This window comes from Algivirga pacifica (genome assembly GCF_039543525.1).
GTDB classification, from domain to species: Bacteria; Bacteroidota; Bacteroidia; order Cytophagales; family Flammeovirgaceae; genus Algivirga; species Algivirga pacifica.
The window spans coordinates 22,312-35,419 of the sequence record NZ_BAABJX010000068.1 but is presented as its reverse complement, the minus strand read 5'-3'; the positions used below and the strand labels follow the sequence as shown (position 1 = coordinate 35,419).

General features: G+C 39.1%; 7 protein-coding genes. 1 reads left to right on the top strand and 6 read right to left on the bottom strand.

The features are described from left to right. Positions 1–128: 128 nt before the first annotated feature. The 3 genes from buk to ABD985_RS20710 form a co-directional block, all read right to left on the bottom strand. Positions 129–1,190: a butyrate kinase gene (gene buk / locus ABD985_RS20720; protein ID WP_345375178.1), complete on the bottom strand. Its 1,062-nt coding sequence runs from the start codon at positions 1,188–1,190 to the stop codon at positions 129–131. 31 nt (positions 1,191–1,221) lie between these two features. Next, positions 1,222–2,142 (bottom strand): bifunctional enoyl-CoA hydratase/phosphate acetyltransferase, encoded by a 921-nt coding sequence (locus ABD985_RS20715; RefSeq protein WP_345375176.1) that lies wholly within the window; start codon positions 2,140–2,142, stop codon positions 1,222–1,224. A gap of 175 nt (positions 2,143–2,317) precedes the next feature. Then, on the bottom strand, positions 2,318–3,286 hold the full coding sequence (locus ABD985_RS20710) for an ROK family protein (RefSeq protein ID WP_345375174.1): 969 nt from the start codon (positions 3,284–3,286) through the stop codon (positions 2,318–2,320). Between the two features lie 280 nt (positions 3,287–3,566). Here ABD985_RS20710 and ABD985_RS20705 point away from each other — a divergent pair, with 280 nt between their 5' ends. Continuing rightward, on the top strand, positions 3,567–5,747 hold the full coding sequence (locus ABD985_RS20705; RefSeq protein ID WP_345375172.1) for a bifunctional alpha,alpha-trehalose-phosphate synthase (UDP-forming)/trehalose-phosphatase: 2,181 nt from the start codon (positions 3,567–3,569) through the stop codon (positions 5,745–5,747). A 225-nt stretch (positions 5,748–5,972) separates the two neighbouring features. Here the strand turns inward: ABD985_RS20705 and ABD985_RS20700 are convergent, their stop codons facing one another. The 3 genes from ABD985_RS20700 to ABD985_RS20690 all read right to left on the bottom strand — a co-directional run bounded on the left by ABD985_RS20700 (position 5,973) and on the right by ABD985_RS20690 (position 13,064). Beyond that, positions 5,973–9,317: a HEAT repeat domain-containing protein gene (locus tag ABD985_RS20700; RefSeq protein WP_345375170.1), complete on the bottom strand. Its 3,345-nt coding sequence runs from the start codon at positions 9,315–9,317 to the stop codon at positions 5,973–5,975. A 492-nt stretch (positions 9,318–9,809) separates the two neighbouring features. After that, positions 9,810–11,423, bottom strand: coding sequence for a transcription termination factor Rho (gene rho / locus ABD985_RS20695; protein ID WP_345375168.1), 1,614 nt, complete (start codon positions 11,421–11,423; stop codon positions 9,810–9,812). A 276-nt stretch (positions 11,424–11,699) separates the two neighbouring features. Further along, complete coding sequence (locus ABD985_RS20690) at positions 11,700–13,064, bottom strand: neutral/alkaline non-lysosomal ceramidase N-terminal domain-containing protein (RefSeq protein WP_345375166.1); 1,365 nt, start codon at positions 13,062–13,064, stop codon at positions 11,700–11,702. Between the last annotated feature and the right edge of the window lie 44 nt (positions 13,065–13,108).

Sequence of the window (13,108 nt, the reverse complement as noted above, 5' to 3'; positions counted from 1 at the left end):
AAATATAAGTACTAATCTTTTTAGTATTTGAACGAATCTGACAAATTATTGTCTTTCTAATTCGCTAAAAAAGAATGTATTAACAATTATTTACGAACTTTTGTTAATGAGTATTCAGTAATTATTCATTACTGGTACTTTTTTATCTCCAACTCGCCTTGGCTTAATAGCATTCCATTAAATGCTAAAGCTTTCATTTCATCTTCACCTGGATAGCACTTGACTTCTGAAAGAAAAGCGACTCTTTCTTCGATCAGTTTTGTAAGCATACGACTTTTGGCCAAGCCTCCAGTTAATAGGATTGCATCCACTTTTCCTTTTAGAACAGTACTCATGCTACCAATTTCTTTGGCTACCTGATAAGCCATTGCTTCATAGAACTCCATCGCCTTAGCATCACCTGCCTGTGCATTTAATTCTACCTGATAAGCATCGTTGGTTCCCAGGTAGGCAACCATGCCTCCTTTTCCCACAACCATTTGTAGCATTTCCTGTTCAGAATATTTTCCACTAAAAGCAGTACGTATCACATCTCCTACTGGAAGTGTACCACTTCTTTCTGGAGAAAAAGGTCCCTCCCCATCCAAAGCTTGATTTACATCGACTACTTGTCCTTTTTCATGGGCCCCAACAGAAATACCACCGCCCATATGAACAACAATTAAGTTAAGATCTTCATAATGGCGTTCAATATCGTTGGCATATTGACGACTAATGGCTTTCTGGTTTAATGCATGGAAGATAGATCGTCTCGGAAATAATGGATTTCCAGAGTATCGAGCTAATGGTTGGAGTTCATCCACCACTACAGGATCTGCAATATAGGCATTGATGCCTAGCTCTTCAGCAATGTCTAAGGCAATCATGGCAGCCAGGTTGCTGGCATGTTGTCTGGGACTATTTTTAAGATCGTCAATCATTTGTGTATTGACTTGGTATACACCAGAGCTGAGAGGTTTTAATAGTCCTCCTCTACTCATGATTAGATCTAGCTTTTGAAGATCTTGCTGTTGTTCTTTTAGGATATGGAGAATAGCATCCTTACGAAACTGGTATTGCTGATCGATAGTAGACAGCTTGGCCAGCTCTTCTGTAGGATGGCTTATATTTTGACCGAATAATTCTTGATCGTTTTCAAATACGGCTACTTTTGTAGAAGTAGACCCTGGATTGATCACCAAAGATATCATAGATACAATTAGAATGTCTGAATGTTCAATGTTAGAAACCTACGCTTGACACAGAAGCTGCAGCTAATCGGATACTGTTGAGCTTAGTGTCTTCTGAGTCTGCACGAGAAGTCAGTACGACAGGGACTTTTGTTCCTAGAATAATGGAAGCAACTTTGGCATTGGCAAAGAAGACAAATGCTTTATACAAAACATTACCAGCTTCAATATCTGGAACCAATAGCATGTCGGCATCTCCTGCTACTTCACCACTAATTCCTTTATGGTCTCTACTTTCAAAGCTAATCGCATTATCAAAGGCTAAAGGCCCATCAATTTGACAGTTTTTTATCTGTCCCCTGCGGTTCATGATAGAAAGCAAGGCAGCGTCTGTAGTGGCTGACATTTTTTCGTTAACCATTTCTACTGCGGCGATAGCGGCAATCTTAGGATTCTGAATGCCTAGCTTATTCATAAACTCTACGCAGTTATTGATAATCCCAATTTTAGTCTCCAAATCAGGGGAGATGTTCATGGCTACATCCGCTAAGGTAAGCAGCTTATGGTAGGCAGGAATCTCAAACAGTGCAAAGTGTGATAGTAGACGATGTGTTTTTAAACCCCATTCCTTATTAAGGACACCTCGGAGCAAAACAGCGGTAGTAATATGCCCTTTCATCAGGATGTCACCTCCCCCACCTCGAATGAGCCTTACGGATTTCTCCACCATCATTTTGGGATCAGTTTCGTGGATAATAGTCAAATCACTTTCCTGAAAGTTGAAGTTCAACTCCTTGATCATTGTGCGTATGTTTTCCTCATTTCCTACCAAGATAGGCTTGATAAACCCTTCTTTATAGGCATGGTAGACAGCTTCCAATGAGTGATCATCGGCAGCGGCACATAATACGACACGTTTCTTTTGAGATTGTTTTGCAACAAGCTCTTTTAGTTCTGAAATTTTGGTTAGCATGTTGATGGTAGTAGTTGATTTTTGCAAATATAGGGAAAAGAGTTGGAGAAAACCCTGATAATCATTGGCTAAGCATTTGTTCTTGACACTCCTAAGGAGGGTATAATAACAAAAAAAGCAAGCTCCGTAGAACTTGCTTTTGTAAAAGTGGATGATGTTGGTATTTAATTGTGGATTACTTGGTTTTATCCAATTCTTGCCAAGCTAGTGCACTAGCACCTAAAATTGCTGTATTATCCCCTTTTAGGTCTGAAATCAGTAATTTTGTCTTGCCTTTGAAGACACGAATGGTATGTTCCTCCATCGCTCTTCTTGTAGGCTCCATAATACGATCACCTGAAGAAGCCATACCTCCAAACAAAATAATAGCTTCTGGACTAAAGATAGCGATCGCATCGGCTAATGCTTTTCCAAGAATTTCTCCCGTCATTTCGAATGCTTGTGCAGCGATAGGATCACCGTCTTCCGCAGCATCAAAAATCATTTTAGAAGAAATCGTGTGGAAATTATATTGGTCTAAGTGGCTTCCGCCGTTGTTCTCAGCGATAAGCTCAATCATATTACGCACAAGTCCTGTAGCAGAAACATACGTTTCTAAGCATCCTTTGCTACCACAACCACATTGACGACCATTAGGGACCACATTGATATGTCCAAATTCTCCAGCAAAACCATCGTGTCCATACAATAGATCTCCATTAACGATAATGCCACTTCCTAAACCAGTACCCAGGGTAATCACGATAAAGTTTTTCATCCCTTTAGCGACACCGTACTTCATTTCTCCTAAGGCTGCGGCATTCGCATCATTCGTTAGTGATACAGGAATACCTAGACGCTCACTAATAATATTGGCCAATGGGACATAATCTCCCCATCCTTTTAGGTTAGCGGCTTTTTCAATTGTACCGGCATAGTAGTTTCCATTGGGAGCTCCGATCCCTACTGCTTTGATGTCATGAGGTTCGGTTAGGGTTTCTTTTAGGTCTTCAATGGCTTTAAAAAGTAAGGAAAGAAAAACCTCTACAGGTTGGTCTGCCGCAGTTTCTATACTTTTATAAACTAAGCATGATCCTTCTCGGTCAACGATTCCAATTTTTGTGTTAGTTCCTCCTATATCGATCCCAATCGTAACTTCTTTCATGGTGGTAATAGTTTTATCGTGATTTGCTTAATTGTTCAATTATTATAATATGATCTAGGAAACCTGTAATTTATACATCGTAATATATGATAAAATCCATATATTATTTAACCTCGGCAATATTAAGTATATCTCATTGATAAAAAATGACTTTTATTAATCCTTTGAGAATAATGTTCTCATATTTTCATAGTATAAAGAGGAATCGTGTGTAGTACTATATCCATAGAGATGAATCCAAAATCAATTCTTTAACATATAAACCAATTACTTAACAAACATGGCTGGAAAAAAAATTATTGTATCCAACCGCTTACCTGTCACAGTCAAGGAATCCCAAGAAGGAGATATAGAGTTCTCCCCTAGTGCAGGAGGTTTAGCTACAGGACTTAGTTCTATTTACAAAGAGGAAGGAAACCTTTGGATCGGTTGGCCTGGGATGATTGACGTCGATAAAAAGCAGGAAAAGACGATTACCAAGGCACTACATAAAGACAATATGTTTCCTGTGTTCTTGTCCAAGCAAGAAATAAAGAAGTATTACGAAGGGTATAGTAATGGAACCTTATGGCCGTTGTTCCATTATTTTACGGAGTTTGCCAAGTTTGATGATGAAGAGTGGCAAATGTATGTGATGGTGAATCAACGCTTTTGTGATGCGATTCTTCAAAATGCCTCAGATGATGATGTGATCTGGGTACATGACTATCAACTACTATTATTACCCGGGATGTTGAGGGAGCGTTTACCCAATGCTACGATTGGATTTTTCCAACATATCCCTTTTCCTTCTTATGAGATTTTCCGTTTACTTCCTCACCGTGTACAGATTCTACAAGGGATGATAGGGGCTGATTTGCTAGGCTTCCATACCTATGATGATATGCGACATTTTATGAGTTCTGTCAGTAGAATCCTGGGATATGGACATAGTATGGGGAATATTTCTGTAGGTAATCGCTTGATAGCTGTCGATGCTTTTCCAATGGGAATCGATTATGAAAAGTTTGAGCAATCGGCAAGGTCTAGAAAAACGCATACAGTATTACAACGCTATAAGAGCCTTTGGCAGGATCAGAAACTCATCCTTTCCATTGACCGATTGGATTATACGAAAGGAATTAAACGTCGTCTTTTGGCATTGGATCGTTTTCTGGATGCTTACCCTGATTATAAGGGGAAAGTATCTATGATTTTGTTGGTTGTGCCCTCAAGAGATAAAGTAGGGCAGTATCAGCAACTTAAAGAGGAGATCGATACATTGGTGGGAAATATTAATGGCAAGCACAGCCGATTAAATTGGATGCCTATCCATTATTTCTATCGTTCCTTATCGTTCCCCGTTTTATCAGCATTGTATACCCGTTCTGATGTCGCCTTGATCACTCCGAATAGAGATGGAATGAACTTGGTATGCAAAGAATATGTAGCAAGTAAGGTAGATCGTAAAGGGGTATTGATTCTTAGTGAAATGGCGGGTGCTGCCAAGGAGCTTTCCGAGGCCATTTTGATAAACCCTAACGATGAAGGTCAAATTGTCGAGGCAATAAAGTCCGCTTTAGAAATGCCGTTGGAAGAACAATCTACTCGATTGCTGGATATGCAGCAAAAGCTCAAGCGCTATAATGTTCACAAATGGGTAGATCGCTTTATGGAGGGATTGACAGTTATCAAAAATCGACAAAAGGAACTGGATGCAAGAAACATCTCTGTTTCCTTCAAGAAAGAATTAAAGAAGCGTTATGATCGGGCTGAAAACAGAATTATGTTTTTGGATTACGATGGAACCCTTAAAGGGTTTGATAATGATCCTAAAAGTGTCTTCCCTGATCAGGAGTTGATTAACTTGTTGACAAAATTAACCAATGACCCCAAGAACACGATAGTTGTTATTAGTGGCAGGGATAAATATACCTTAAATGAGTGGTTGAAGGGCTTAAAGGTAGATATTGTGGCAGAACATGGGGTATGGACCCGTAAATATGGAGAAGCATTTAGTACGATAGAGCCTTTAGGAGAAGAGTGGAAAGAGAAAATAGGAGGAATTATTGAGCGATACGTAGATCGTACGCCAGGAGCACTTTCGGAATATAAGGATTATTCCATCGCTTGGCACTACCGAAAGGCAGATCCCGAGTTCGGTATCATGAGGTCAAGAGAGCTAGTGGATAATCTTCGTTACATGACCAGTGATATGAATCTACAGATCATGCAAGGCAACAAGGTGATCGAGGTCAAGCATCAAGAGGTGAACAAAGGAAGGGCTGCAAGCAAATGGCTGAGTGATGAGCAAGACTTTATCTTGACTATTGGTGATGATGTGACCGACGAAGATATGTTCAAAGTAATGCCTAAGAGGGCACATACCATAAAAGTGGGAATGGGAACGACGGCAGCATCATATCATGTGAAGTCGCACAAGGACGTTAGAGCCTTGCTGGGGTACTTATGCGAGCTGTAGTATCTTAAGGAACTTATTTGTTCATATTGTTGAGCTGAGCTTCGCTCGTTCATACCGCTACACGGCGTATGTTAGTTGTTTTATACAGGAAGTATTCATAAAAGTTAATTTCCCGGACTGATGGTATAATATAGGCTCTCGCCAAGAGGTGAGAGGAATAGTATTTCAACTAAACATTTTGAACGAGCGAAGCGAAGCTCAACTAAACAATATGAACAAAAGCTCTTAGTATAAGGATGAAAGTTGATCCTTTTGACGGAGTTTACTACATACGAGCTGTATGATATACTTCATAATCTCGGGACGTTGCTCCAATAGCCCCAGAAAGTCTTCCCTATTGATCTTAAGTAGAATAGCATCTTTGATGATGTATGCTGAATAGTCAACAGGTTGGTTATCCAAAACGGAAAGTGTCCCAAAGAAATCCCGATCAATAAGAGTGTCTTTCAAGATGGCACTTTTAGAAATAAGTACTTCCCCTTCATATATGATGTAAATGCCAGTGAGGAATGCTCCTTTTTCAAAGAGCTTCTCTCCTTGGGTTAGCTTGACCTCGGTTAATAGTTCTGCGATTTCGGTTAAATAACTTTCTGATAATTGGCTGAACAACCGAGTTGATTTTAAGAGCAGTACTTTTTCAATTTGTGTGAGAGGCTTGACACTTTCATTGAGGATATTCATAAGTAAGTTGTACCGTGTTGGTGAAACAAATTCTTTAAGTAAGGACGCAATATCAAATCCACGAAAATGACTATATCTTTTTAAGCGATCCAATGCAGGTTCTATTAGTAGCCAATCATTACTGTTGAGGTAATAAGAGAAGTAATCCATGATTTTAGGGGTGGCGATATCAAAGGTGACATGTAGAGTCATGGCGATAGTCCACCGACTAAACCCCCTGTTTTTCACATTACTAGGCTTGAGAATAGTAGAAGTAATACTTAATTCATCAATCAAGTTGTTGTTATAGTAAAAATCTAGCTTTTTTTGTTTCTCTTCCAGACTATAAAAACCCTCAATAATCATGAGTTTTTGAGATAGGTCTTTGGGCAGAAGATGTTGAAGTAGTTGGTCATTATCATCAGAAAGCAAATCTTGCTCCCTCCTTAGTTCATCAACCTTGCTTCCAAGGCTACTGAAAGAGGGGATTTCTGAAATATGCTGCTTCAAAATATTATAAAGTACACCAATCTGATGCTGTAAGACTCTTGCCTCATCCTCTAATGCTTGAAAGAGATAGTGATAAGATTTTTGCCCATCAATAATTTTGAGCGCTGTGTATATCCAGGAAATCTGTTTGACCTTTCGCTCAATGTGGTCTGTGATGAGATAGAAGGTCTGTTCGTTATCCAATACTTGAATACTTTTCCTCAAGGCAATCAGTGCTGTGTTTTGCACCTCTTTCCAAGGAAAGGTGACGATTCTCCATAGGATTTCTTGAGCTTTACTTCCTCCTATATTTCCCAATACCCTACATAAGTACAAAGGCATATTAGGATTGCTTTTGTGATAGAATGTGAGTGCATGATCAATAGCCTCTAGTGCAGCGCTTCCGTAAGCACTGAGTGAATCTATGGCTTCTTTAGTCATCTCATCACCTTGAAGTAATTGCATGAGTACCGGGATATGGTGTGGAGATTGCAATTGTCCGGTAGCTTTGATTGCTTGTTTGCGAACAGCTCTATTAGGATGTTGAATTAGATGGTCGAGTGTAGTGGTATATTGCTGTTTAGGAGATTGGGCAATAAGTTTAATCGCAATGATAATATCCTGCAGGGAGTCACTTTCCAATAAGTTATCAATCTTCTCATTGACTTGCTCTTGAAGGGGAAGTATGTCATATCTTACCAGTATCTGTAGAATAGGTAAAGAATAAGAAGACTCCAGCCACTTTTGTAGTTGAGGAATATGTTCTTTGTACGTATGTTTATTGGATAACTGTAATAGACTATCAATCGCTGCTTGTAATACATCTATGCGTACATCCTGATCGGTAGGTTGATCTAGAATTGGCAATAAGCTGTCTTTTAATTCCAGAATACGCTCTTGCTGTATCCAACGAATGATAGGAATTTGCATATTGTGATCTTTTTTGCTCAATACCTCTTGGACAATTTGCTGAACTAAGGAGGGATTGATCTGTAAGAGCTCACTGTAGGCATAAATCCCTTTATAGGGTAAAGGAGATTCAGAGAGTGTAATAAAATGCTCTAATATTTCATCCTCCATCGTGGTGAGATCATACCGTCTGATATTATGGCGCTCGGAAATGGCGATCCGCATTAAGGACTTATATTTTACACTTCCCTTGATACTATAGTAGACCCATAGTGCTGTACAAATGAAAAGTGTTAGGATCCAGACGTATTTAGGGAGGTACACGAGGGTGTCGATAGCACAAAAGAACAAGGTAGGCAGCGATACCCCCAAGAAGATAAGAAGGACAAAGGCGGTATTTTTGACTTTCTCTCTGAAGGGTTTGAATAAAATAATAATGAGGTAATCCCCCAGACTGATATCAGTAGCAAATAAAAAGGCTAAAATTCCAAGAAAGATGACATTGAGGTAAAGGCTGTGATTCAGTAATAAAGCCGTAAAGGTGTAAAGCAGTAAGAATACACCAAAAAGGATAGGGAAGATTTTAATGAGTGACTTAACTCTGGCATTTAGAAAGATGTTTCTCTCTAAAGGCCATTTCCATATACCCCAATAAAGACTAAGGATAAGGGTGAGTATCGATAGCAGTAGGTAGGTATAAGGTTCAGTATTTTTGCCAAGTAGAAAATGATCAGGTAAATGTAGGAGGGATATTGTCATAACACTACTACCGGTCATAAAAATAAGTAATAGGTAGGCGAAGTATTCATTATTAAGAACGTCCTTAATTACCTTTTGTACAGAGTACTGACGTTGAAACTTTTTTAGGGCATGACGGTGAAACTGTATAGAAGCATTCATGGATGAGAATGAAAAAACAAGAATCAGCGTAATAGTACCAATTAGAAAACAGAACAGTATCCATAGCAATACTGCGGTGATATTGAAAAACCAATATAATAGGACAAAAGCGATCGCCCCACTGATAAAACCACCTAAGGTATATAGCTTGACTTTTTGATAGAAAACTTTGACATCTATATAAATAATCCCCCTTTCGTATAAGTTGTAGGAAGTATATTTTTGAATGATCCACAACCCTCCAAAGGAAGGAATGAGTAGTAATTTGAACCAAGGAAACTGGGGAATCACCAATAAGAGTAAGGTAATAACCAATAGATAAACATGATGATGAATCAGTTGTCTTTTGATACTGATATATCGCTCTATCAATAGCATATAAAGTCCAATGAGCGCAAGTAAAGCAGCCCCTGTACTAAGCATATACATCCATTTGAGGGATGAGCTGAGAGAAATCAAGAAGGTACTGGTGATCAATAGAGCAGACATAATTCCCGCACTATTGAAAAAATGATACAGGCAGACGTAGTTTTTATAGTCGTTGAGGTGTGCACTGTAGGGTAAAAATGACTTGAGGTAAGGCGACTGTAAGGGTAGTTTTTTTTCGATCACCAATAGTCTAAGTGGTTTGAGTTCTTCTTATAATTTAATCATCCTTTTGAATATTTACAAAATCTATTCCGTGATCCTATAAGTAGGTATTGATCAGGTTATTTCTTGTTCAGGGTGTTTAATTGCAATTGCTGTGCAATTGCGTTCATGATGTTTAGAGCTTGTTTGGAATACTGATTTAGATAGATAAAATTTCTATAACCTGTTCAAATTGATTCAAATTTGAGAAGAATAGTGGTTCTATTTATTGAAAATTTGAGTCGATTTGAACAGTGATTAGAGGAATTTTCTATCTGAAGACGTATTCCAAACAAGCTCTTAGTTATTTTAAACTTGTTCATTTATAAAAACAACTAAACATCATGAACGCACAAAGTGCAATTAAACATCATGAACAAAAAAGAAACCACTCCCAATCCGCAGATTGAGAGTGGTTTGCTATATCTGTATACCTCCTATCAGCCCAAAGACTGCTAGTTGGTACTTATTATATTATCCATTCATGGATAGTAAAAACTCTTCGTTGTTTTTGGTTCCATTCATGGCCTTTAATAGATAGTCCATAGCCTCGTTAGAGTTCATATCGGCCATCATGCGGCGCATGATCCAAATTCTTGATAACGTATCTTTGTCAAGAAGCTGATCTTCTTTACGTGTACCTGATGCCGTAATGTCGATGGCAGGGTAAATACGTTTGTTAGCCAGTTTTCTATCCAATTGCAATTCCATGTTACCAGTACCCTTGAACTCTTCAAAGATCACCTCATCCATCTTGGAGCCGGTATCAATCAAGGCAGTAGCAATAATGGTAAGAGAACCTCCATTTTCTACATTTCTGGCAGCACCAAAGAAGCGTTTAGGCTTGTGAAGTGCATTAGCATCTACACCACCAGAAAGGATTTTACCTGAAGAAGGTACGACTGTATTATAGGCTCTTGCTAGACGGGTGATAGAGTCCATTAGAATGACAACATCATGTCCACATTCTACCATTCTCTTTGCTTTTTCCAATACGATGGAAGAAACTTTTACATGGCGGTCTGCTTGCTCGTCAAAGGTAGAGGCGATAACTTCACCATTGACACTACGCTGCATGTCTGTTACCTCTTCCGGTCTTTCATCGATTAGAAGTACGATTAGGTAACATTCAGGGTGGTTTTTGGCGATTGCGTTAGCAACCTCTTTCAATAACCAGGTTTTACCTGTTTTAGGCTGGGCTACAATCATTCCCCTTTGTCCTTTACCAATTGGAGCAAAAAGGTCAAGAATTCTTGTAGAATATGTATTTGGACGAGTGCTGAGGTGAAGTTGTTCCTCAGGGAAAAGAGGTGTAAGGTATTCAAATGGAACACGATCACGAATTTCTTCTGTCGTTTTTCCATTAACACTTTCTACCCTTAATAAGGCAAAGTACTTTTCACCTTCTTTAGGTGGACGAATTTGTCCTTTGATTGTATCTCCAGTTTTTAAACCAAATAGTTTGATTTGAGAAGGAGACACGTAAATATCGTCAGGGCTGGCAAGGTAGTTATAGTCTGCAGATCTTAAGAAACCATAGCCATCTTGCATGATTTCCAATACCCCTTCGTTGGTAATGATTCCATCAAAATCTCTTACAGAGCCAGCATCCTTATCTTTCTCTCTTCGATTTTCTTGAGCGTTTCCTCTGTTTCCTCGGCGCTCCTGAGTATTATCCTTTTTAGGTTTGTCTGAGGAAGAAATGCCTTCACGTCTTGGACGTTGCTCTCTTTCCTTTCTGGGTTTCTTAGGCTGCTGGGGTTGTGCTTTAGGTTGCGGTTCTTTTGGAGTACTCGTCGTAGCCTTAGGCTTTTGTTCTTCTGTGGCCTTAGCGACGTTTTCTCGCTTGACTCTTGGGCTTCCTTTGGAATCGCTCTTCGCAGTATCTCGCTTCGATAAAGTGACAGTACTGTCACTAGTTTCTTGTTTGGATTCCGTTTTTCTATCAGGATTAATGGCTTGTTGATCTAGAATCTTGTAAATAAGCTCTTTCTTTGATAGTCCACTATAGCTTTTTACGCCCAGTTCCTTCGCAATTGTTTTCAGTTCTGAAAGCAATCGGATTTCCAGTTCTTCAATTGTATACATAGTGATGTGATCGCGGCATTGATAGCCGATTGAATCTTTTTGATTTGCTTTGTTGAATTCTAAAGAAAAGTGATTATTCAGGTAATTTTCTTCACGTATAATGTAGACAGGTATAAAAAGTGTTGCCCAATAACAGGAAGTCTTGATGGGTATCTAATTTGTCGTGTTGATCCACAACTATTATCGGGGAGTGAATTACCTAACTAGTGTCGTTATTGTGCAATAATAAGTGAATGTGTTGAAATTACAAAACACCTCATAGAATTTGATTGTATTTTATTGAGTAGAAGGCCATTTTGAGAGAATTTTCTCCATAATAGAGACAAAATACTCTTCTTGATATGGGCCAAACCAGTTCATTTCCCGGGTTTCATGTTTCTTGACGGTGTCGTAGTATTTGTCCGGTATAATGTAACCTATATATTCCCCATTAAAGGAGGTTACAATAGGGAATAGTCCTTTATCTTGGGCTATTTTTTCTATGCTATGATCTAGATAAATTTCACCGGAAAAGTCACACGGCATTCCCATAAAGAATAAGTCACCTACCTGAAATGCAGAGACTTTAGGAGTAAGTCCTCCCGTTAATAAATTGAATACAGTGTGGCGAATACGTAAATCCTGATCTATGCGAAATTGGGCTTCATGTACGTGAACAGGAAAATGTATCATTCCAATTCCTGAACTTTTAGAAGGAATAGCAACGGAGTCCATTTGTTCTATCAGGAGGTTAGCGAGGCCCTCTCCTATTTTTTTAGCCCTTGGAATATCCTTTCCACCAATGTTGTAATTGGGTGAATGACTTCCTACCATTCCGGCAGCAAATAGTGCAAAATCAATGGATGGGGATGATTCTAGCTGGGCCATTAGTATACCGGGGTAGTCTCCGCTAAGAATCTGAAGCTTTTTATTAATATTCGTAGGGTGGGCTGCGTAGGTTGTTATAATCGCTGAAGGTCCCTGAGCTGGACGGAGCCTGACAAAGCGTAAACCATCGTCTTTTTTACCTTTGGAAAGGCGGTTATTCACATATTGAGGAGCGGTAATCGTTCCGTATTCCATGGAAATTGCTTTTCGACTGGCATAGGCTTTTTCTAAGGCAGTTTGAGTAGCCTTGGAAAGCATTTCAATGGTAGTTTCATTAGCAAAGCCTGTAATGACTTGTCCAAGAAAAGTTCCCTCCCAACCACCATAACCACTATGTGTATGCGTCGCTGATAGATAAAGGTGATGAGGAGCTAAGAAAGGAAGTTTACCTGTAATTTTTTCTATGGCCACTTTAGGAACCACCATTAAGTCATAAGAAACCATGGCATAGACCTTTTTGTCTTTTTCAAAGACAACGGCACGTACAAATAGTGAATCATTCACTTCACTAAACTCTTTTCGAATTCCATACCCTGCCAAAGGAGCTGGATAATTTGGAGTAATGTTGACTGCTGCCCAACCAGCTTTTATGGGATTATCACCCTGTAGAACAGTATAAGTACTGTCTTCAAGTGATTGCATAGTTTCCTGATAAGCAGTGAGCTGTTTCAGTGGTGTGCGGTCAATAAAGTCAACCAATAAGAAACCTAGGATGATGAGGACAAGGAGGGCGACTCCAGTGATTTTGAATAGGCGTTTTAAGAATAACTTCATTTCTAACAATCAGAATAACATTACTTTTCCCCCAAAGTTAACGT